We start from the raw sequence: 22,015 nt of genomic DNA on the forward strand, positions 1-22,015 counted from the left end.
CCTCCCCGCGCTTTAGACTGCCTGCCTTGCCTGTGTCGACTTAAGGATTGCAATGACTCCGCGTACCGCACTGGGCGCCCTGCATATTGGCGCGTTGATGTTTGGCCTTACCGGCGTATTCGGCAAACTGGCTGGCGCCTCAGCCTCGATTATTGTGTTTGGCCGTGCCGGGTTCGCGGTACTGGCGCTGGCGTGCTTTGGCGCACTGACCAAACAGACACGCTGGCAAATGCCCACACTGCGCGATGCACGTGGCTTGCTGATCAGCGGACTGCTGCTGGCCGGGCACTGGGTGAGTTTTTTTGTATCGGTCAAAGTGGCCGGGGTGGCCATTGCCACTTTGGGGTTTGCCAGCTTTCCAGCGTTTACCGTGATCCTCGAAGGGCTGATTTTTCGCGAACGCATCCGCGCCAACGAAATTCTGCTGGTGCTGGCGGTCAGCGCCGGGCTGATTCTCGTCACCCCGACCTTTGACCTCGCCAGTCAGGCCACTGAAGGTCTGTTGTGGGCCGTGGCTTCAGGCTTATTGTTTTCGCTGCTGTCGCTGAACAATCGCGCCCACTCGGGGCGCTTGCCTGCCGTGCAGGCAGCACTGTGGCAAAACGCCGTTGTCGCGCTCTGCCTACTGCCCTTCGCGGCACCGGGCCTGCCTGAGGTGCGTCCGCTGGACTGGGTCTGGATCGCCTTGCTCGGCATCTTTTGCACGGGGGTGGCCCATAGCCTGTTTGTCGCCAGCCTGGCGGTGATCAAGGCCCGCACCGCCGCGGTGGTGTTTGCCATGGAGCCGGTGTACGGCATCACCTTGGCCTGGTTGTTGTTCCACGAAACCCCGACCGCACGCATGCTACTGGGCGGCGCGCTGATCATTGCGGCCATTGTGGTGTCGAGCCGCATGGGCAGCGGCGTACCTGCAAAACCGGTACTGGACGCTGGCGCTCACTGAACCCGGTCGTTGTGCCCAAGATCACGCTGCGGATCAATCTGGTCGCGCACCCGCTGCTTGAGCACCTTGGCTTCCGGGAAGCCGCCATCGGTCTTGCGCTCCCAGATTTGCACGCCGTCACAGGTAATGCGAAAAGCCCCGCCCGTCGCGGGTTCCAGCGCGACCCGGCCCAGGTCTTCGGCAAAGGTGCTCAGCAGTTCCTGCGCCAGCCAGGCTGCACGCAGCAGCCATTGGCATTGGGTGCAGTAGGTAATCACGATTTCGGGTTTGCTGACGGGCATCATTTCACAGGCTCCTGAAAGAAAGGCGCCGCTATAATAGCCGCCTTTGTCGCTTGCCCAGAGATTCATGATGCGCCGCCTGCTGATTTGCCTGCTTCTGTGTTTATGCCCTATGGCACTGTTTGCCGTCGAAAAACCACAGCCAAAAATCGGCCTGGTGCTCTCCGGAGGCGCAGCCCGTGGCCTCGCCCACGTAGGTGTGCTCAAGGCCCTTGAAGAGCAAGGCATCCGTGTCGACGCTATCGCAGGTACCAGCATGGGCGCGGTGATCGGCGGTCTGTATGCCTCGGGCTACAAGATCGACGAACTGGAAAAGCTCGCACTGGATATCGACTGGCAAGAAGCCCTGTCAGACGATCCGCCCCGCGAAGACATCCCCTTCCGACGTAAACAGGATGACCGCGACTTTCTGGTCAGGCAAAAACTGAGTTTCCGCGACGATGGCAGCCTCGGTTTGCCACTAGGGGTCATTCAAGGGCAAAACCTGTCGCTGTTGCTCGAAAGCTTGTTGGCCCACAGCAGTGACATTCGCGACTTCGACAAACTGCCCATCCCTTTTCGCGCCGTAGCGACCGACATCGTCAACGGCGACAAAGTTGTGTTTCGCAAAGGTCACTTGCCGCAAGTCATACGGGCCAGCATGTCGATTCCGGCCGTGTTTGCGCCGGTGGAAATCAACGGCCAGTTGTTGGTTGACGGCGGCATGGTCGACAACATCCCGGTGGACGTGGCCCGCGAAATGGGCGTGGACAGAGTGATCGTGGTCGATATCGGCACCCCGCTGCGCCCGCGCAAGCAACTCACCACGGTATTCGACATCCTCAACCAGTCCACCACGCTGATGACCCGCAGCAACTCCGAGGTGCAACTGGCCTCGCTGACTCCGGACGACATTTTGATCCAGCCTGCGCTGAGCGCTATTGGCGCCACTGATTTTGGCCGTTCGCAAGACATCATCAGCGCCGGCTATCGCGCAACACAGGCGCTGGCACCGCGTCTGGCCGATTTGCGCCACCCGGCTGACGTGCAACTCGACATTGCCCGCACAGCGGAAGAACGCACCCCGGTGATTACCGCGGTCAAGATTGAGAATGACTCGAAAATAGACGACGCGGTGATCCGCTATTACATTCGCCAACCCGTGGGCGAACCGCTGGATCTTGCCCGCTTGCAACGGGATATGGGCACCCTGTACGGGCTCGACTACTTTGATCAGGTGCAGTACCGCGTCGTCCACAAGGGGAAGGAGCGCACGCTGGTGATCAGCGCCCGGGCCAAACGCAGCGGCACCGACTTCCTGCGCCTGGGGCTCAACCTGTCGGACGACATGCGCGGCGACAGTGCGTTTAATCTGGGCGCCAGTTACCGGGTCAACGGGATCAACCGACTGGGCGCAGAATGGCTGACGCGGGTGCAGATCGGCGACAAGCAAGAACTCTACAGCGAGTTCTATCAACCTCTTGATGTTGGCTCGCGCTACTTTGTGGCGCCGTACATCAATGCACAATCACAGAACGTGGAATCCATCCTCGACAACGACCCCATCGCTGAATACCGGCTGGAGCGTTACGGGTTCGGGTTGAATCTGGGACGCCAGATCGGCAACAGCGGTGAGATCCGACTGGGCATTGGCGAGGCCTGGGGCAAAGCTGACGTACGCATTGGCGATCATGATTTGCCGAGCACCAGCTTCAATGAGGGGTTTTATGACATCAAATACTCATTCGATTCGCTGGATAACGTCTATTTCCCGCACTCGGGCTATGACATCGGCCTGAGTGTGCGCCAATTCGATCCGGCGCTGGGTTCTGACGATCGTTATCGACAATGGGAATTTCATCTGGACAAGGCCTTGAGTTACGGCCCTGACACCTGGATTCTGGGCGGACGCTACGGCCGCACGCTGGACAAGGCCGAGGTCGTGACCTCAAGCTTCCTGCTGGGTGGCGCACGGCAGCTGTCAGGGTTTAGACAGGACGCTATCTCCGGGCAAAACATCAGCCTGATGAGGGCCGTGTACTACCGTCGCCTGACACCGCGCTCATACCTGCCCTTTGATTTCCCGTTGTATGCCGGTGCCTCACTGGAACGCGGGCGGGCATGGAACAACGACAATGACTTTGACAGCGGCTATATCAATGCGGCGAGCATTTTTATCGGTTTCGACACACCGCTGGGCCCGCTCAATTTCAGCTACGGGTTTAACGATGATGATCAAAAAGCGCTGTATCTGAATTTGGGCCAGACGTTTTAAAGCGGCCTGATGCGCGCCGCTCTGAACAGAACGGCGCTGGGGTGCAGCAACTGATCACTGCTTCTCGAGGTTTTCCAGAATGCGTTTGTGAACACGCTGGCAGATGCGCTGCTCTTCTTCATCAACGCCCACAAACAGTTCTTCACGCAACGCTGAAGCAATGGCTTCGATCTGCGCGATCAATGGCCGAGCAGAATCACCGAGAACAATCTTTTTGGCACGGCGATCTTCAGCCACGGCATGCCGCTGAACCAAACCTTGAGCCTCAAGGCTGTCGAGCAGACGGGCCAGTGTCGGACCTTCCACCCCGACACTTTGTGCCAGCTCGCGCTGAGTCGGGGCTTCTTCAAATCGCGCAAGGTGTAACAGCACTAACCAGCGAGCCTGCGATAAACCCAGACCGGCTAGACGTCGATCGAGTTCGGCACGCCAGCCGCGGGACATTTGGGCCAATTGCATGCCAAAGCGGTGTTGATCGGTTAAAGGCATAAAAAACTCAATGGTTAGACTAAAAATTGATTGAAATAATTATTAGCCAGCTAAGCATGGAGTTGGTTCATAGGCAAGACCCTCAAGTCAATGATTCGTTACTAACCACTAAAACATTACATCTCGAACTCTGCTTGCAGTGCCGCACGCACGCAATACAGCACACCCTCCGGTACGCGTCCCTTGAATTGCTCGGCAATGCTGGCAACGCTTGGCAATTCGCCTTCACCGTCCAGGAAGGCATCTTGCACTTCAGCCATCAACTCTTCCGGCAAATCCAGCGCCTGCTCCAACGACAGTTCCTGACGCCCAATGGCTTCAGCCAACATCGTGTAAACGTTCTTTTCAGAACACTGCAACTGCCCGGAAATTTGTAGAGGGGTCATACCGGCGCGGGCCAGGCTGATCAATTCGTGACGGATATCGGCCACAACTTTCGGCGTTTCAGCCTGACCGGCCAGCACTTCGAGGAAGGCCTCGCCGTAACGTTCCAGTTTGCGTGCGCCCACGCCGCTGACGGTGGCCATTTCGGAAAGAGTGCCAGGTTGACTGCGCAGCATTTCGAGCAAGGTCGAGTCGGGGAAGATGACGTAAGGCGGCACGCCGTGTTCTTCGGCCAGCTTGCGGCGCAAGGCGCGCAGCGCTTCCCATTGTTCGCGCTCTTCACCCCGCACCAGCTGGCTGGCTGGACTGGCGGAAGTGCTTTTGACCGATGTTTGCGGCTTAAGCTCGCGGCGCAGCTCCAGGCTGACTTCGCCGCGCAGCAACGGCCGACAGCTGTCGCTCAGGCGCAAACCGCCATAGCCTTCTATATCAATGTCCGCCAGACCGCGAGCGACCAATTGCCGGAATAAGGTGCGCCACTCGCCTTCCGCACGAGCTTTACCTACACCGAAAACGGCAAGGCGCTCATGACCCATGCTGCGGATTTTTTCGTTTTCGCGGCCCAACAACACGTCGATCAGGTGGCCAGTGCCATAACGCTGGCCCGTGCGGTAGACCGCAGACAAGGCCTGACGCGCTGGTTCGGTGGCGTCCCAGGTTTGCACGCCGTCAACACAGTTGTCGCAATGGCCGCAAGGTTGCGGCATCTCTTCGTCGAAATAGGCGAGCAAGGTCTGACGACGGCAGCGGGTCTCTTCGCACAACGCCAGCATGGCGTCGAGCTTGTGGTGCTCCAGCCACTTGTGTCGCTCGTCGCCTTCGGAGTTTTGCAGCATTTGCTTGAGCATCACCACGTCTTGCAGGCCGTAGGCCATCCACGCATCGGCGGGCAAGCCATCACGCCCTGCCCGGCCGGTTTCCTGGTAATAAGCTTCAAGGGATTTTGGCAAATCCAGGTGCGCCACAAAGCGTACGTTGGACTTGTCGATGCCCATACCGAACGCAATGGTGGCGACCATGATCAGGCCCTCCTCATTGAGGAAGCGCTTCTGGTTGGCCGCACGGGTTTCGCTGGGCAGGCCTGCGTGGTACGGCAATGCCGGGAAGCCCTGAGCGCAGAGGAACTGCGCCACTTCATCAACTTTTTTACGCGACAGGCAGTACACAATGCCCGCATCGCTGCGCCGTTCCGACAGAAACGCCAGCAATTGCTTGCGCGGCTGCTCTTTAGGCACGATGCGGTAAAAAATATTGGGGCGGTCGAAGCTCGACAAAAAGCGCTCGGCGTTTTGCAAGTGCAGCCGGGTGACGATTTCTTCGCGGGTGCGCTTGTCGGCGGTAGCGGTCAGAGCGATGCGCGGAACCGTGGGGAACACCTCGGCCAACTGACCCAGTTGTAAATACTCAGGACGGAAGTCATGCCCCCACTGAGACACGCAGTGAGCTTCGTCGATGGCGAACAAGGCAATGTCCAGGCTCTGCAAAAACGCCATCATGCGCGGCTGCACCAGACGCTCTGGTGCCAGGTAGAGCATTTTGACTTCACCGCGCTTGATGCGGTTGGCCAGATCACGCTGCTGCTCGGCGCTCAGCGTGGAATTCAAAGCGGCCGCCGCCACCCCCAACTCTTCCAGCGTGGCCACTTGATCGTCCATCAAGGCAATCAGCGGCGAAACGACGACGGCCAGGCCATCGCGCAACAGCGCGGGCACCTGGAAGCACAAGGACTTACCGCCGCCGGTAGGCATTAACACCAAGGCGTCGCCACCGTTGGCCACGCGCTCAATGATGTCACCCTGACGGCCACGGAAACTGTCGTAGCCGAAGATGTCTTTGAGTACGCGTTGAGCCTGTTCGAGCATAAAAACTCCAGAAATCGTCGAAACACCCCTGCAAACAGGCGACCCGGCCGGCCGCAAGCTCTGTTAAAAGCTCGGGCACGAGACGCGGAATATGCCGGATTGATCGCAGGGCATCACAAAACGCGGCAGTATACCCGAGCGCTCCTGCGTGCAGGGCGCTGTAATTGCCCTGCCGATCGCCGGGAAGTCACAGCAAATGTGCGCTGCGACTGGCTTGAACGCTCAAGAAAGCCTAGAATTCGGCATTGTTTATTTACTAGGTAGTCCTTTAATGTCCTTCGCTGAGCAACTAACCCGCCTGCAAGCCTTCCTCGACGCCGACGAGCTGCATGACGAGGCGCTGGACTACGTGGCCACTCACGGCTTCCTGACTGCCTTGTCCATCTGTTCCGAAGAAGTGCCGGAGCGCGAGTGGATTGATGCCATCTTCTCCGAAACTCCAAACTACAAAGACGACGCCCAGCGCGAAGAGATCGAAGCGACCCTGATCCAACTCAAGGCGCACATTGCCCGTCAATTGGCCGCCGACGAAGAGTTCGAGCTGCCGTGTGACCTCGACCTGGGCGACGAGCCGGATGACTCTGACCTGCGCGGCTGGTGCATCGGTTTCATGGAAGGCGTGTTCATGCGCGAAGCCGCCTGGTTTGAAACCGCAGAAGAAGAAGTCAGCGAAATGCTGCTGCCGATCATGGTCGGTTCGGGCTTGTTCGACGATCAACCCGAGTTCGCCGACATCGCTCAGGACGCCAACCTGATGGACGACATGATCGTGCAAATCCCTGAAGCGCTGACCGCCCTGTTCCTGCTGTGCCAGGCCCCTGACGAAAAGCCGGCGATCCTCAAGCCACGTCACCACTGATTCTGTGGCACCGCCCTCTCTGAGTAACCGTCCACGGTTGCTGCGTTACGTTCTGTTTGCCATCGGCTGGCTGAGCGTAACGCTGGGGGTGATTGGCATCTTCCTTCCTGTTTTACCCACCACCCCCTTTCTGTTACTGGCCGCCGCGTGTTTTGCGCGCAGTTCGCCGCGCTTTTATCAGTGGCTGGTTGACCACCCACGTCTGGGCCCCTGGATCCGCGATTATCTGGACGGCAATGGCATTCCTCTCAAGGGCAAGGTCTATGCCATTGGTCTGATGTGGCTAAGTATCGGGCTGTCTTGCTACCTGGTGCCGCTGCTGTGGGCGCGAGGCTTCATGCTGACCAGTGCTGTGTTGGTGACGATCTACATCCTGCGCCAGAAAACCCTCGAAAAGCCCTGATCCCTCTCCATTCGTAGCAGCGGACGAGTGAAACGAGGCCGCGTTCGGGTGCGAAGCAGCCGCATAACGAGCACTTCGTCCTCGGACGCAGCCACGCTGAGCTCGACAGCTGCTACGAAGAAATCGAGGCGCTCAGTGTTTATCACCATGATTGCGCTCATAGGTTTCAGCGCCCATGGCCTCGATCTGACCTTCGATCAACGCTTCAAACGGGCGTAGCAGCGGTGCAAACGACGTCGGCGCTTCAAGAATTTCCAGTGCTTGCACGATCGCTTCCAGCGTTGACAGCGCGCCCGGCCCCGGTGCCTTGCGCAGCCGATAACGCGACACCGCGCCTTGCGGCAACGTGACGCGAGGCAATTGCGCCAGCATAGGGTTGAGGTGCAGCAATTTGCGCACCTTGCGCCAAGTGCCATCGGGCACCACCAACAACAGCGGCAGGCTTTTATCCGCTAACTCATACGCAGTGAGCACCTGCGTGTCTTCGCCCGGAAACAGCAGCCGAGCCTGATACCCCGGCTGGTTAATCAACTGATCAAGATCATCGAACACTTCCCCTACGCGCAATTGCGCATGAGTTAATCCCAATGCGGCCAGTCGCGCCGTGTTCAGCGCATGACTGACTTCGCTGGGGTGCTGCAACAGCAACACCCGTGTGCGGCTATCCAGTTGCGGGATCAAGGCGCACAAGCAGTGGGTTTGCGGGCGCATGCAACGAGAGCATTGAGCTCGGGACATGGAAGTAAAATTCTCGGTCAAAGTGGATTAAGTTGCGCTTTCAACAGGTCGCGGAACGTTTGGATCAGCGGCTCACGGCTACGGCCCCGGCGTACGATCATTGAAAAAGGCGCCTGATAGCCAAAGGTCGCAGGCAACAGCACGCGCAAGTCGCCCTTTTCTACCCAAGGTTCGGCGTAGTGTTCGGGCAAGTAACCGATGTAAGCGCCCGACAGCACCAGAATCAGTTGTGCCTCCATGCTGTCGACTGTGGCGGCGCTGTGCTTGAAGCCATGACGCGCCAGCTCGGCCTGACTCCAGTAACCCCGACCGACCATGCGCTGCTGGGTGATCACTGGCTCAGGGATGCGACGCTCGACAAACAGTGGATGACGGCTACTGCAATACAGCCAGTGTTGTTCGCGGTACAGCGGTTGATAGAGCAACCCGCTCATGCGTGACGAAAATGCGCCAATGGCCAAATCAAGGCGGTTGTCCTGCACCCCCAATTGCAGTTCGTAGGGGCTCATCACCGATAAATGCAGGTGAACCGCCGGGTGCTCCTGACTGTAGGCACCAATCGCTTCGGCAAACGGCAAGGCTTTGTCGCTGACGGTTGAGTCGATGACCCCCAGGTTCAAGGTGCCGCGTAATTCACCTTTGAGCGCCGCCGCGTATTGTTCAAAACCTTCCAGTTCGCCCAACAGGCGCAGGGTTTCCTGATGGAACAGCTCACCCTTGCTGGTCAGGCTGAACCCGCCTCGGCCGCGATGGCACAACACCAGACCCAGACTGGCCTCCAGCTGACTCATATAGGTACTGATCGCCGAGGTGGACAGGTTGAGCGCCTGCTGTGCATTGGCAAAGCCTTGATGGCGAACAACGCTGGTAAATATTCGCAATAGTTTCAGGTCGGGTAAAGCGTTGGCCATACGGGCTCCGGGCTTATTTCAGATCGGCGGTGTGGCTTGCCCTCACCCCAACCCTCTCCCAGAGGGAGAGGGGGCAGATATGTGGTGCTCTTGAAGCCAAGGCGCAAAGTCTACCCAGATCCCGACCATTAGTTTAGAAAAACCTGAACTAAGTATTTGCCCCCAGCGATTCTTCCCGCCTCGCAGCTTTCGCAGAATCGGCCGCCATAACCACAACAAACGACGAGGCCCTTACCGTGGACAAAATTCTTCATCAACCACTGGGTGGCAATGAAATGCCACGCTTCGCCGGCATCGCCACCATGATGCGTTTGCCTCATTTACAATCCGCCGCCGGGCTGGACGCTGCCTTTGTCGGCGTGCCGCTGGACATCGGCACGTCGCTGCGCGCCGGCACTCGCTTCGGCCCTCGCGAAATCCGTGCCGAATCTGTGATGATCCGCCCCTACAACATGGCCACCGGCGCCGCCCCTTTCGACTCGCTCTCCGTGGCCGACATCGGCGACGTGGCGATCAACACCTTCAATCTGTTGGACGCCGTGCGCATCATCGAGGAAGCCTACGACGAAATCCTTGAGCACAATGTGATCCCGATGACGCTGGGCGGCGACCACACCATCACGCTGCCAATCCTGCGGGCGATCCATAAAAAGCACGGCAAGGTCGGACTGGTGCACATCGATGCCCACGCCGACGTCAACGACCATATGTTTGGCGAAAAAATCGCTCACGGCACCACCTTCCGCCGCGCCGTGGAAGAAGGCCTGCTGGATTGCGACCGCGTCGTGCAAATCGGCCTGCGCGCGCAGGGTTATACCGCTGAAGATTTCAACTGGAGCCGTAAACAAGGCTTCCGTGTGGTGCAGGCCGAAGAGTGCTGGCACAAATCCCTCGCCCCACTGATGGCCGAAGTCCGCGAGAAAGTCGGGGACGGCCCGGTGTACCTCAGCTTCGACATCGACGGCATTGACCCGGCATGGGCACCTGGCACCGGCACCCCCGAAATTGGCGGCCTGACCACCATTCAGGCGATTGAAGTGATCCGCGGTTGCCAAGGCCTCGACCTGGTGGGTTGCGATCTGGTAGAAGTCTCGCCGCCTTACGACACCACCGGTAACACCTCCTTGCTGGGCGCTAACTTGCTCTACGAAATGCTCTGCGTGCTCCCTGGCGTGACGCACCGCTGAGGATCGAACATGAGCGATCGCGATGAGGTGCTCGGCGCTGCGGCTGAACTGGTTTCAGCGTTTGCGCGCAATGATCGTGAAGCCTATTTCGGCGCATTCAGCGCCGATGCCAGCTTCGTGTTTTACACCCTGCCCCAGCCCTTGCTGAACCGCGACGCCTATCAGGCATTGTGGGACAGCTGGCGCCGGGACGAGGGCTTCGAGGTGCTGAGCTGCACCTCGAGCAACGCCTTTGTCAGCCTGCACGGTGACATGGCGGTGTTTGTGCATGACGTGGCCACCGAGCTGCGCATGCATGGGGAGCAACTTTTTAGCCAGGAACGCGAGACCATTGTCTTCAAGAGGCAAGGATCGAGCGCACAAGAACAACAAGGCCTGTGGCTGGCCTGTCATGAACATTTGTCCGCGATGCCGGAAGGGCTGCCGCCCCCTTAGCCAATGTGATCGGAGCTGATCATGAATAATAAAAATAACCATAAAAATGTGCGTCAGATAGAAACCCACGGGGTCGAACAGATCCCGGACAACGAGCGCAGTGCCGGGCCAGGCGATTTGTTTCGCTTGATTTTCGGCGGCGCCAATACCTTTGCCACGGCCGTGCTGGGCAGTTTTCCCGTGCTGTTTGGTCTGTCGTTTGAAGCCGGGCTCTGGGCCATTGTGCTCGGGGTCGTCATCGGTTCGCTGATACTGGCGCCGATGGGCCTGTTCGGGCCCATCAATGGCACCAGTAACGCCGTGTCTTCCGGGGCGCATTTCGGCGTGCACGGACGCATTGTCGGCTCGTTCCTGTCGCTGCTGACGGCCATCGCGTTCTTTTCACTCTCGGTGTGGAGTTCCGGCGATGCGTTGATCGGCGGCGCCAAACGCATGATCGGTCTACCCGAAACCGACCTGAGTCTGGGCCTGGCCTATGGCGTGTTCGCGATTCTGGTGTTGACCGTCTGCATCTACGGCTTCCGCTTTATGCTGTGGGTCAACCGCATTGCCGTGTGGGCCGCAAGCCTGCTGTTTCTACTGGGGATTTTCGCGTTTGCTCCGGCCTTTGACAGCCATTTCGCCGGCAGTGTCGCACTCGGTCAAACCGGCTTTTGGGCCGCCTTTATAGGCGCTGCACTGGTGGCCATGAGCAATCCGATTTCCTTCGGCGCGTTCCTCGGCGACTGGTCCCGCTACATCCCCCGCCACACACCCAAGCGTCGTATCTTGCTGGCGGTGATTGCAGCGCAGCTCGCGACGTTGATCCCGTTTGTGTTTGGTCTGGCGACCGCCACCATCGTGGCTAGCAACGCACCGGACTATATCGCCGCCAATAACTATGTCGGCGGGCTGCTGGCGGTAGCGCCGAGCTGGTTCTTTCTGCCGGTGTGCCTGATCGCCCTGATCGGCGGCATGTCCACTGGCACCACGTCGCTGTATGGCACCGGGCTGGATTTGTCCAGCGTGTTCCCCCGACTGTTGTCGCGGGTCAAGGCGACGTTGCTGATCGGGGTCATGTCGATTGCCTTCATCTTTATAGGCCGCTTCGCCGCGAATCTGGTGCAAAGCGTCTCGACCTTTGCTGTCTTGATCATCACCTGCACCACGCCGTGGATGGTGATCATGATCATCGGCCTGATCACACGCCGCGGTTTCTATTGCCCGGATGACTTGCAGGTGTTCACCCGTGGCGAGCGCGGCGGTCGCTACTGGTTCAAGCACGGCTGGAACTGGCGCGGACTGGGCGCCTGGATTCCCAGCGCGCTGGTGGGCCTGTGCTTCGTCAACTTGCCGGGCCAGTTCGTCGGGCCACTGGGCAATCTGGCCCAAGGCATCGACATCAGCCTGCCGGTCACACTCGGTTTGGCGTCGCTGATGTACCTGGCCCTGCTCAGCCTGTTCCCGGAACCTGGCGCGGTCTTTGCGCCCGATGATCCGCGCCGTGAGCGCACCGCTGCCCTGAAACCTGCCGTGATGCCTCGCATCGCCTGAGCGCCTCATAACAATAAACTGGAGATTCGCCCTCATGGCTTTAGATCTACTGGTCGTCCTTATCTACGCTGCGGCAATGCTGGTGCTGGGTTACTACGGCATGCGCAAGGCTAAAACCCACGAAGACTATTTGGTGGCAGGTCGCAACCTGGGCCCGACGTTGTACATGGGCACCATGGCCGCCACCGTGCTGGGCGGCGCGTCAACCGTCGGCACCGTGCGCTTGGGTTATGTGCACGGGATTTCCGGCTTTTGGCTATGCGCCGCGCTGGGTTGCGGAATCATCGCGCTCAACCTGTTTCTGGCCAAGCCGCTGCTCAAGCTCAAAATTTTCACCGTGACTCAGGTGCTGGAAAAGCGTTACAACCCGATGGCCCGTCAGGCCAGTGCCGTGATCATGCTGGCCTACGCACTGATGATCGGGGTGACATCCATTCTGGCCATCGGCACCGTGTTGGAAGTGCTCTTCGGTCTGCCCTTCTGGGTTTCGGTACTGCTGGGCGGCGGCGTGGTCGTGGTGTACTCGACCATTGGCGGCATGTGGTCGCTGACTTTGACTGACATCGTGCAGTTTGTGATCAAAACCGTCGGCCTGATGTTTGTCCTGCTGCCGATTTGCCTGTACCGAGTGGGCGGCTGGGATGAACTGGTGAGCAAACTGCCCGCCGCAAGCTTCAGCTTTACCAGCATCGGCTGGGACACGATCATCACGTACTTCATGATCTACTTTTTCGGCATTCTGATCGGGCAAGACATCTGGCAGCGCGTGTTTACCGCCAAAACCCCAAAAGTGGCCCAGTATGCCGGCACCGTGGCCGGCGTCTATTGCGTCGTGTATGGCCTGACCTGCGCCCTGATCGGCATGGCCGCCCACGTGCTGATTCCGGATTTGGGCAACGTCAACAACGCCTTTGCCGCCATCGTCAAAATGTCGCTGCCGGACGGCATTCGCGGGCTGGTGATTGCCGCTGCACTGGCCGCCATGATGTCCACCGCCAGCGCCGGTTTGCTGGCGGCTTCCACGGTGCTGACCGAAGACCTGCTGCCTAAATTGCGCGGCGGCAAGCAATCGAGCCTAGCCATCAACCGGCTGTTTACTTTGTTGACCGGCTTTGCCGTGCTGGGAATCGCACTGGTGGTCAATGACGTGATCAGCGCCCTCACCTTGGCCTATAACCTGCTGGTCGGCGGCATGCTGGTGCCATTGATCGGGGCGATATTCTGGAAACGCGCCACCACTGCCGGCGCCATTACCAGCATGGGGCTGGGCTTTATCACGGCCTTGGTGTTTATGTTCAAGGATGGGCTGGAAGCCAACACGCCGATTTACTACAGCCTGGGTGTGGCCTTGGTCAGTTTTGTGCTGGTCAGCCTGACGGCCCGACGCCCTGCCACGCTGGCAAGCGCCGTCTGAGACTGAGCCTGCAGGAGCAACCGGGTGTTGCTTCTGCAGGAGGGTACCGACTTACCGCCGGCGTTGCGGCCGACGGCGCGGATCTTCGACCGGGATCGGCACAGGTTGCATGGGCGGCTCAAGCAAACCCAAGGCAACGCCGAGGTCATGGAGCCAGGTTTGCAGTTTGTCTTTCATATTTCCCCCTTGGGGTCACGCTGGCGACGTTAATTCTGCGATCGCTTCAGACAGATAATAGTCCTAAGTCCTACAAGATGCTTGCTTAAGGTCAATGAACTTTAGGCTAATCTCCTACATATAAGTCCTATATAGGGCCTACGCAGAAATCCCTTGTTGCAACGCTGAAACACTGGCGGGCCGTGCCTGCTGCAGCTCGATCCAAGCGTTGAGGTTGGCCCCCACCCGCCCTTTTCGCCACATCAGCCAGGTGGTGGCGTTGGAGAAAGGTTGTTGCAAAGGATGTACACGCGCATTTTCGCGCCCCGGCAAGCTGGCCAACATTGACGCGGGCATCAACGCGACCCCTGAACCGGCCACCACACACGCCAGCATGCCTTGATACGACTCGATCTCCATGACCCGGCCCATCGCCGCCCGGTCGCTGGCATACCAGGCCTCAAGACGCGCCCGATACGAGCATCCCCTGCGGAAGGCAAACACCTCACTGCCCTGTACATCCTGAGCACGGGTAATCGCAGGGCGGTCAAGATCACTGATCAAGACCAGTTGCTCCTGGCAAAACTCAATGCCGTCCAGCCCGGCCAACTCCAGCGGTCCATCAACCAGCGCAGCATCCAGTTCCCCGGTCAGCAGGCCAGTGAGCAATTCGCCGCTGGGTGCTGACTGCACCTGCAGATTCACCGCCGGGTAGGTCCGGTGATAGCGCGCCAGCAGACTTGGCAGATGAATAGCCGCCGTGCTGTACATGGTTCCCAATGTGAACGTGCCAGACGGCATACCCCCTTGAACAGCACTCAGGGCTTCATCGTGCAGGGCGAAAAGACGCGCGGTGTAATCAAGCAGCACCTTACCTGCTGGCGACAATTGCAAGCGTTGGCGCTCTCGCAAAAAAAGATCAACGCCCATCTGCTCTTCCAGTTGCTTGAGTCGGGTCGACAGATTAGAGGGCACCCGGTGCAAACGCTCAGCCGCACGGGTGATTGACCCTTCCTCGGCCACGGCCTGAAAAATCCGCAATTGGCTGAATTCCACCGCATTCTCCAAAACTGAACAAGTCACTCACTATTATTCATTTTTATAGAATGTCAATGCTCGATAGCCTGACGGTCATTGTCTTCACTCAGGAATCAGCACCATGTCTCCCCTGACCCGCTTGATCGCCAGCTTTATCGCGCTTGTTATGGCGATGGGCATTGGCCGTTTTTCACTCACCCCGCAATTGCCGCATTTGATCAGTGAAGGCCAGATTGACCTCACGGGTGCCGGCCTGATTGCGGCTGCCAATTACCTCGGATATTTGGTCGGCGCACTGGATGCGATGCGCGCCAAGCGTCCCGAACAAGTGCAGGCACGCTTGCACATCGGCTTGTGGCTGTGTGTCGGGCTGACGCTGGTGTCGTTCTGGGCGCACGGCTTTTGGCCCCATCTGCTGTTGCGCTTCGGCGCGGGTATCGCCAGTGCCTGGGTTATGGTGATGATCGCCTCACTGAGCCAGCAACTGGCCGTCAGTGCCAACCGTCCTCGACTGGGCGCACTGGTGTTTGCTGGGCCTGGCGTGGGTGTCCTGCTTACCGGCCTGCTGGCGCTGGTGTCTAACCTGTACGGGCAAAGCTCGGCCACGCTGTGGCTGATTTACGCGGCGGCTGCTCTGATCATGGTGCTGGGTATTAGCCCTCTATTGCCAAAACCGGCCGCACTTCCCGTTCAAGCTCCGATTGCCCCCCGTGCAGCCCGCCAACCCGGCATTAGCCGGCTGGGCGCCATTTATGGACTGTATGGCTTGGGCTACATCATCCCCGCTACCTTTTTGTCGCAGATGGCCAGCGCCCAGTTTCACGGCCAGTGGCAAGCGGACTTGTTCTGGCCCGCCTTTGGGTTGTGTGCAGCGATTGGGGTGGTACTGATCAGTGTGCGCCGCCCTGATCCGGACACTACACGCTGGTGGTTAATGGGCGCTTTATGGGTTCAGGCGCTGGGGGTGCTGGCGTGCCTTTTACCGAGCGGCGCCGGGCTGGCGCTGGGTGTGATCCTGTGCGGCACACCATTTTTAGCCTGCATGCCGCTGGTCATGCAAAGCTCGCGCGATTTGGCGCCCCACGCCACACAGCGCAATGCCGCTCTGCTGACCGCGTGTTTCGCCGTCGGCCAACTCTGCGGGCCATTGCTCGCCGCCCTCAGCAGCCATTTCAGTGGCGGCCTGCACCCGGCGCTGATGGTCGCGGCCAGCGGGCTGGTCCTCGCCGGGCTGCTGGCCGTGCAAAAAGTTAGCGCTCCAGTAGCGCTCGCACCTTGCGACGGATCCACTGCTCGGCACTGACAAAAGTAATCCCCAACAACACCAATACAGCGCCCGCTATAAAGTTAGCGCTCAAGGGTTCTTTTAGCACCAGCACGCCAAACGTGACACCGAACATAGGCGTCATGAACGAGAACACCGCGAGGTTGGAGGCCATGTAACGCTTGAGCAGCCAGAACCACACCAGGTAGCTGAAAAAAGATACCACCAGCCCCTGAAACAGTACGCTGGCCACCGCCACAGCGGTCAGGTTGACATGGCTGATCTGACCGCTGAGTGCGGCAATCAGCAGTAACCCGATGAATCCGACCATCAATTGGTAAAACAACGTCAGCGTGACCGGCGCTTCAGCCAAGCGCGAGCCACGCACCACCACCGTCGTTGCGCCCCAGGCCATGCCCGCCAGTATCCCGCAGGCATCCCCCAGCAGCATGTTGCGATCCATATCGGCAAACGAGAACGCGATGCCTACAAACGCGAGAAAAATCCCCAGCCACTGCAACGGCCGCAGGCGCTCGCTGGGCAGCAGCCAGTTGACCCCAAGGGCGGTAAAGATAGGCGCGGTGTAGAGGAACACTGACATATGAGCGGCGCTGGTCAACGCCAGGCCTTGAGCGATAAAGAAAAACTCCAGACCGAACAACGAACCGGCCAGCAAACCGGCGCGCCAGGTGGCGGGCACCTGGTCCCAACCGCCTTTCCAACAGATCAGCCCGGCCACCAGCAGCGCTGCGATACCGGAACGTGAGGCGGCTTGCATCACCGGTGCAATGTCTGGGGCTGCAATTTTGATAACGACCTGTTGCACGCCCCAAATAAGGCACAGTCCTAACATGACCTGCAGTGCGAAAGCATCCGGTGCTCGCCGCGAAACACTCATAGTACTACCTGAAAAAAGCTCAACAGCTCAGTGGGAAACGGGGGGATTGGAGCGGATCAAGCCGCCATTTTGCGAGCGGCCCAATAACCTGAGAGTGAGGCGAGACAGGTCAATAAACCGCCCCACGCCATGTCCATCAATGCCAACTGGGCCGACCAGCCTTGCAGCGTCGCCCAGTTGGTCATGTCGTAAGTGCCATAGGCCACCAACCCAAAGAACGCACCGCCCAGCGCAGCCCTGCGCGCACTGCCTCGGCTCAGGGCCGGGAGGACCACAAAGTACACCGCGCCCAGTACGTACATCAGGTAGAAGACAATGGCTGGCCCCCACTTGGGTTGGGCCAGCATCAGTGAACCCAGCAGCTCTTTATAGGTAGAGCTCATGAGCACACCCAACCACAGGCCGTCGAGCACCAGAAAAGCCAGTAACGCACCGCTATACGCCCACACTGCCTTGCTCATGCCGACCTCCTTGGGTTGTTATTCAGATCAATTCGATGCGGTCCGGGTGGATCGCAATCTTGCCTTCCTTGTAGAGCGCACCAATGGCTTTTTTGAAGTTGCCCTTGCTGACACCGAACAGGTTGCTGATGACCTCAGGCGCACTTTTGTCGCTGACCGGCAACACGCCGTTGTTGTCACGCAACTGGCTGAGGATTTTGGAATTCAAGCTGCTGGAGGCTTCTTGCCCGACTGGCTGCAAGCTCAGACTGATTTTGCCGTCAGCACGAATTTCCTTGATAAAGCCTTTCTCTTGCTTGCCCGCACGCATGAACTTGAAGATTTCGTTCTTGTGGATCAAGCCCCAGTGCTTGTTGTTGATCACGGCTTTAAAGCCCATGTCCGTGGCTTCAGCCACCAACAAATCAACCTCCTGACCCACTTGATAGTTGGCCGGGGTTTTGTCCAGGTAGCGGTCAAGGCGGGCCGTGGCGGTGATGCGGCGTGTGTGCTTGTCGAGATAGACGTGGACCACGACATATTCGCCGGCGGTCATCTGGCGTTTTTCTTCGGAGTACGGCAACAGCAGATCTTTCGGCAGGCCCCAATCCAGGAACACACCGATGCTATTAACTTCCACGACTTTCAAGCTGGCAAATTCACCGACCTGAACTTTAGGTTTTTCAGTGGTGGCAATTAACTTGTCAGCGCTGTCCAAATAAACAAAGACGTTAAGCCAGTCTTCATCTTCACTTGGAATATCTTTGGGAATATATCGGTTAGGCAAGAGTATTTCACCGTCCGCCCCGCCATCCAGATACAAACCAAAGTTTGTATGTTTAACCACTTGCAAACTGTTGTAGCGACCGATTAAAGCCATGTCCAATACCCTCATTACGTGGGCGGCATTCTACCCGAGTTTAGGTGGGCGCATTGGCGCGGTGCTGCCCGGCCATCAAAAAAACCCTGAGGCGCCTGATAAATCAGGACTTTTTGTCGCACCCCGAATGCCACTCGTCAGTCAAAAGCGGTCTTGCAGCGGTTGAAAGCCTGCCCCGCCTTCACCAGAAAAAGGCTGGGGTTGTGAATTAAAACAGCGAGTTAGAGAACTATCAGCTCGATCATTATATGTATTCTCCGTGCGCCTCAGTTATTTTAGAAAGATATTTAACAAGCATTTGTCAAGCCTTTCAGGTACTATCGCCGACCTAGTTATTTTCTACAGGTCAATAGCCGCCATGCGTGTAAAAGCATCCGCCAGCAAAGCAAAGCCAGCTCCCGCTGTTGAAACCAGTGATTCCATCAATGCACAAATCGAAGCATTCCTGAAATCCGGCGGCGAAATCCAGCAAATCAACAAAGGTGTCAGCGGCCAAACTTTCGGCCCGTCCAAGCAAATCACGCTCGGCAAAAAATAACACCCCTCGCGTCACCCGGTCCTTACGCGCTTTGCCCTTCAAAGCGCCAGGACTCTCGCATTACCCCGTTTATTTCGCACCAAACCTTCCTGAAAAGTCAAAAACTGACGAACGGCGTTCGTCGGCTGGCATTCATCCGTATGCTCTGAAGCGTCTAAATCAAGCCTCGCAGCTGCCAAGGAGGTCACTATGCTCACAAAGACGTTACTGCTGACCGGCACGTTGCTGGCCAGCACGATGGTGAATGCGCAAGTGTTTTCCCGCGAGCTGGGTGATTTCGACCTCAAGCTTGCCACGCAACCGACCCGCAGCATGGCGCAGGGTCTGGTCAAGCCCACCAGCCCTGGCTCGACCTTTCACGGCGGCCTGGATGTGACCCATGAAAGCGGCTGGTATGTAGGGCAATGGGCACCGACGATGGGCATCAAACCCGGCAGCAACCTCGAAGTCGACTCGTACCTGGGCTACAAACACCCTTTCGACCAAAGCCTGAGCTACGAGCTGGGGTTGATTCATTACAGCTACCCCAAAGTCACGGCCCTCGACAGTCAGCAGATCTTTGCCGGGCTTACCGTATTGGGCACTCGCTTTGGTGCAGCCTTCAGCAATGACCCGGACCGACACGACAGCACGCTGTTTGCCGACCTTGGCGTCAATCAGCCATTTGGTATCGGGGTCCGCATGAAATACACCACCCACCAACTGGGCACTCCCGTGTCCATCGCCGATGGGGGCAGCGTGCGCGCGTTCAATGACTGGTCGATATCTTTCTCGCGCCCGTGGATGGGCATTGACCTGAACCTGATCTACAGCGACTCCAGCCTCGATGGCGCCGAGTGTTCCGCCTATTCGGGGCAAAACAGCCAGTGTGACGGACTGCTGACCTTCAAGGCCGAGCGCAGCTTTTACTAGCTCTCATAGCTTGCTCGCGGCCGCTTTGGCCTGCTCGACCCACTGGCGTTTTCTTTCCTCAAGCTCTTCGGCTTCCAGCAAACGGCGTTTGTCTTCCGGGGTCAGGCTGGCCTGATACGCCGCCTCTTTCTCGGCTTTGCGCACGGCCGCCGCAGCCAGCGCAGCGGTTAATACGGCTTGCAGGGCCGGGGTGGCCGCGGTGGTTTCGTCGAGCGCGGGTGGCAATGGCAGTGAGTCGAGCAGTTTAAGGGCGCTGCGCGGGTTTTGGGTAAACGTGCGAACGCCTTGGGTGTCTTCCAGCATCGGCAAGGCTATGCAGGTCAGCGTGTCGATGGCGCTGAATTCAGGTGCCCCGACTTGGCCGCGAAACACCGGAAGGCCCAACGAAGGAATAATGAGCCCGACCAGATAACGCGGATCACGGCGCTTGATGCTCAAGCCCACACTGGCAATCGCCACGGCAACCCCCACCACCTGCCCTGCCCGGGCCAGCAACGACAACGCCTTGTTGCTCTCATCGTCGAAGAAAATAGTACGGTAACGAAAGTAGTCGCTGAACGGTTCGCGCTCGCCCAGCGATGAATGCATAAACCAGGCGCGTGAATCGTGCACATAGTCATCGAACAGCGTCAGCAGTTGCTTGGCCTCATCATCGCGCGTCTTATTGTCCTCGGTGAACAAGCGCTTGTAGGCACGATTGCCCGCCCGGCGCAGGGCTACGTACTGCTGGGCCTCGTCCTCTTCGTTGGTCAGATACACCAACCCGCCAGCGGCCATATTGACGAACCGGCCGAGACTGAACATTTCGGAATTTTCCGGCAACTGCCACTCGGCCAGGTAGTCCCTGCGGAACTCGTTCATGGCGGCCCTCAGCTGGGCATGGTCCAGCGCGGGTTCAAAGGTTTTGGCGGTGTTGATGGCGATGCGCGTGGACGCGCCGATGCGCTGCTCGAAGGCCCGCTTGGTCTGCTCATGCTGCGTACGCGCTGCGCGCTCGCTGTCCGACCATTCGGGTAACGGCTGGCCGGAGCGAGCGGCCTGATCTTCTGCCAGTTGCATCCCGTGCAACGCCTTGAACGCCTCGCGCTCTTCAGCGGTCATGTCCGGGCTTTCGCCAGGGTATTTACCGGAAACGTGAGAAAAAGCGGCTAAATCCTCGAACCAGTAACTGGCGTAACGATTGATCCGCCAACCGGTGATCAGCCCGGCCTGATGTTCCATCGCAGTTTCCAGCGGGCCGGGAATCAGGGTGGTGCGCCAGGTGTTGAAGTGTTGGATGAGGGATTCAGAAACGTCGTAGGACTCAAGGGTTTCATCTTCCATGATTAACCAAGGACTCCGTTCCCGTTGATTAGCATGGAGCGAATCTCTGGGTGCCTGCAAAGGCGCACCGACTTTGTAGGCCTCACTGAACATATGGTGCAGGGCGATTTGCGAAAGTACCTCATGACTGCCCTCCCGCGACTTCCCCTGATCACCCGGCGGATAGCCACCACCCACATCCGAGTGCATGCCGGGGTACAGGTATTCAACCGTGTTATTGCGATAGGTCGACGGGCAAAGCGGATCGTCAGGTCGCGCTTTGCGTCGTATTGAATCCAGCGGGAAACAGGCGCGCTGCTCATGGGCCGAGACCAGATGCACGCAGCGTTCCAGAAACACCTCCGAATCCGACAGCCGCAGCGAGTTGTCAGCCCAGCCCATATGCCCACTGGCAAACGGCGCCAGATACGCCACACCCACCGACGCCACGGTGTCGAACAGCCCCATAAAAGCAATGCTGATGGGCAACCCGGCAAACAAATAGCAGGTTTCACCTTCGACCTCGACTTTGGTCAACGCCTCCAGCCAATTGGCAAAGGTCCGCGCTTCGGCAGCACCGCGAGAAAAGCCGTACACATACAAACGCATGGCCTTGATCAGCGGGGCTGTTTTCATGCGGTTCTGTAATTCGACCTTTTTTTGTAACTCGCGAATCACAGCTTCAAGGACTGCCTTGCGGCGGGCATAACCGTCAGTGACGAGCGAAGCTCCTAACGCATCCATGCCCACGGAAGTGCCCATTTTCTGGATGAGTGCGTAGGCATCAGCAGGCGCAAGCCGTTGTTCACGACAGGATACTTTCAGGGCATCGAGCAACCGGGTCAGCCCCCAGTTAATACGATTCTCGCCCCCAGTCGCCATGCTCAGCCCCGA

Annotated in this window: 22 protein-coding genes; 11 read left to right on the top strand and 11 right to left on the bottom strand. The window is 58.5% G+C overall.

The window, feature by feature from the left end; translation table 11 throughout:
- Positions 1–52: 52 nt before the first annotated feature.
- Positions 53–943: a DMT family transporter gene (locus GHN86_RS14635; protein ID WP_153382049.1), complete on the top strand. Its 891-nt coding sequence runs from the start codon at positions 53–55 to the stop codon at positions 941–943.
- On the opposite strand, the gene GHN86_RS14640 is transcribed toward GHN86_RS14635, so the two are convergent.
- A complete protein-coding gene (locus GHN86_RS14640) occupies positions 937–1,224 on the bottom strand; it encodes a SelT/SelW/SelH family protein (protein WP_122783896.1) in 288 nt (95 codons plus the stop codon). The two genes, GHN86_RS14635 and GHN86_RS14640, sit on opposite strands and share 7 nt — an antisense overlap.
- A 70-nt stretch (positions 1,225–1,294) precedes the next feature.
- On the opposite strand from GHN86_RS14640, the gene GHN86_RS14645 reads away from it, so the two are divergent.
- Positions 1,295–3,478, top strand: coding sequence for a patatin-like phospholipase family protein (locus tag GHN86_RS14645; RefSeq protein WP_153382047.1), 2,184 nt, complete (start codon positions 1,295–1,297; stop codon positions 3,476–3,478).
- A gap of 54 nt (positions 3,479–3,532) precedes the next feature.
- Here GHN86_RS14645 and GHN86_RS14650 read toward each other — a convergent pair whose 3' ends face one another.
- Positions 3,533–3,967, bottom strand: coding sequence for a MarR family transcriptional regulator (locus GHN86_RS14650; RefSeq protein ID WP_153382045.1), 435 nt, complete (start codon positions 3,965–3,967; stop codon positions 3,533–3,535).
- Between the two features lie 116 nt (positions 3,968–4,083).
- Positions 4,084–6,213, bottom strand: a complete 2,130-nt coding sequence (gene recQ, locus GHN86_RS14655) for a DNA helicase RecQ (protein ID WP_153386799.1) — start codon at positions 6,211–6,213, stop codon at positions 4,084–4,086.
- A gap of 271 nt (positions 6,214–6,484) precedes the next feature.
- Between recQ and GHN86_RS14660 the strand changes: the two genes are divergently transcribed.
- Positions 6,485–7,072, top strand: coding sequence for a YecA family protein (locus GHN86_RS14660; RefSeq protein WP_153382041.1), 588 nt, complete (start codon positions 6,485–6,487; stop codon positions 7,070–7,072).
- Positions 7,073–7,076: 4 nt separating this feature from the next.
- Positions 7,077–7,475, top strand: coding sequence for a YbaN family protein (locus tag GHN86_RS14665; RefSeq protein WP_323369520.1), 399 nt, complete (start codon positions 7,077–7,079; stop codon positions 7,473–7,475).
- A 132-nt stretch (positions 7,476–7,607) separates the two neighbouring features.
- Here GHN86_RS14665 and GHN86_RS14670 read toward each other — a convergent pair whose 3' ends face one another.
- Together GHN86_RS14670 and GHN86_RS14675 are read right to left on the bottom strand one after the other, a co-directional pair.
- The gene (locus GHN86_RS14670) at positions 7,608–8,213 is read right to left on the bottom strand and encodes a tRNA-uridine aminocarboxypropyltransferase (protein ID WP_153382039.1); all 606 of its coding nucleotides are present in this window, start codon (positions 8,211–8,213) and stop codon (positions 7,608–7,610) included.
- 17 nt (positions 8,214–8,230) lie between these two features.
- Complete coding sequence (locus tag GHN86_RS14675; RefSeq protein WP_153382037.1) at positions 8,231–9,124, bottom strand: LysR family transcriptional regulator; 894 nt, start codon at positions 9,122–9,124, stop codon at positions 8,231–8,233.
- Positions 9,125–9,360: 236 nt separating this feature from the next.
- On the opposite strand from GHN86_RS14675, the gene speB reads away from it, so the two are divergent.
- Genes speB through GHN86_RS14695 form a run of 4 tightly spaced genes read left to right on the top strand, consistent with a single transcriptional unit; the run spans position 9,361 to position 13,693 of the window.
- Positions 9,361–10,311: an agmatinase gene (speB, locus tag GHN86_RS14680; protein WP_323369519.1), complete on the top strand. Its 951-nt coding sequence runs from the start codon at positions 9,361–9,363 to the stop codon at positions 10,309–10,311.
- Between the two features lie 9 nt (positions 10,312–10,320).
- Positions 10,321–10,746: a YybH family protein gene (locus GHN86_RS14685; protein ID WP_153382034.1), complete on the top strand. Its 426-nt coding sequence runs from the start codon at positions 10,321–10,323 to the stop codon at positions 10,744–10,746.
- Positions 10,747–10,767: 21 nt separating this feature from the next.
- Entirely contained in the window at positions 10,768–12,279 is a 1,512-nt protein-coding gene (locus GHN86_RS14690; RefSeq protein ID WP_153382032.1) for a purine-cytosine permease family protein, read from the top strand.
- A gap of 34 nt (positions 12,280–12,313) precedes the next feature.
- Positions 12,314–13,693: a sodium:solute symporter gene (locus GHN86_RS14695; RefSeq protein WP_153382031.1), complete on the top strand. Its 1,380-nt coding sequence runs from the start codon at positions 12,314–12,316 to the stop codon at positions 13,691–13,693.
- 51 nt (positions 13,694–13,744) lie between these two features.
- Here the strand turns inward: GHN86_RS14695 and GHN86_RS23895 are convergent, their stop codons facing one another.
- Together GHN86_RS23895 and ptrR are read right to left on the bottom strand one after the other, a co-directional pair.
- Positions 13,745–13,870, bottom strand: coding sequence for a PA1414 family protein (locus tag GHN86_RS23895; RefSeq protein ID WP_267129116.1), 126 nt, complete (start codon positions 13,868–13,870; stop codon positions 13,745–13,747).
- Positions 13,871–14,008: 138 nt separating this feature from the next.
- Positions 14,009–14,905 carry a putrescine utilization regulator PtrR gene (ptrR, locus tag GHN86_RS14700; RefSeq protein WP_323369518.1) on the bottom strand — a complete coding sequence of 299 codons (897 nt, stop codon included), beginning with the start codon at positions 14,903–14,905 and terminating at the stop codon, positions 14,009–14,011.
- Between the two features lie 103 nt (positions 14,906–15,008).
- On the opposite strand from ptrR, the gene GHN86_RS14705 reads away from it, so the two are divergent.
- Positions 15,009–16,190: an MFS transporter gene (locus GHN86_RS14705; protein ID WP_153382029.1), complete on the top strand. Its 1,182-nt coding sequence runs from the start codon at positions 15,009–15,011 to the stop codon at positions 16,188–16,190.
- On the opposite strand, the gene GHN86_RS14710 is transcribed toward GHN86_RS14705, so the two are convergent.
- Genes GHN86_RS14710 through GHN86_RS14720 form a run of 3 tightly spaced genes read right to left on the bottom strand, consistent with a single transcriptional unit; the run spans position 16,138 to position 18,369 of the window.
- The gene (locus GHN86_RS14710) at positions 16,138–17,049 is read right to left on the bottom strand and encodes a DMT family transporter (protein WP_153382028.1); all 912 of its coding nucleotides are present in this window, start codon (positions 17,047–17,049) and stop codon (positions 16,138–16,140) included. The genes GHN86_RS14705 and GHN86_RS14710 overlap by 53 nt on opposite strands.
- Positions 17,050–17,105: 56 nt before the next feature.
- Entirely contained in the window at positions 17,106–17,510 is a 405-nt protein-coding gene (locus tag GHN86_RS14715; protein ID WP_153382026.1) for a DUF2177 family protein, read from the bottom strand.
- Positions 17,511–17,532: 22 nt separating this feature from the next.
- Complete coding sequence (locus tag GHN86_RS14720; RefSeq protein ID WP_153382025.1) at positions 17,533–18,369, bottom strand: S1 RNA-binding domain-containing protein; 837 nt, start codon at positions 18,367–18,369, stop codon at positions 17,533–17,535.
- A gap of 358 nt (positions 18,370–18,727) precedes the next feature.
- Here GHN86_RS14720 and GHN86_RS14725 point away from each other — a divergent pair, with 358 nt between their 5' ends.
- Both GHN86_RS14725 and GHN86_RS14730 read left to right on the top strand, forming a co-directional pair.
- The gene (locus GHN86_RS14725; RefSeq protein ID WP_003441690.1) at positions 18,728–18,907 is read left to right on the top strand and encodes a hypothetical protein; all 180 of its coding nucleotides are present in this window, start codon (positions 18,728–18,730) and stop codon (positions 18,905–18,907) included.
- 189 nt (positions 18,908–19,096) lie between these two features.
- Entirely contained in the window at positions 19,097–19,819 is a 723-nt protein-coding gene (locus tag GHN86_RS14730; protein ID WP_153382022.1) for a TorF family putative porin, read from the top strand.
- 3 nt (positions 19,820–19,822) lie between these two features.
- On the opposite strand, the gene GHN86_RS14735 is transcribed toward GHN86_RS14730, so the two are convergent.
- Positions 19,823–22,015 (bottom strand): T6SS phospholipase effector Tle1-like catalytic domain-containing protein (locus GHN86_RS14735; protein ID WP_153382020.1); only part of this gene is annotated, 2,193 nt, incomplete at its 5' end.

Source organism: Pseudomonas helleri (assembly GCF_009600315.1).
GTDB lineage: Bacteria > Pseudomonadota > Gammaproteobacteria > Pseudomonadales > Pseudomonadaceae > Aquipseudomonas > Aquipseudomonas helleri_A.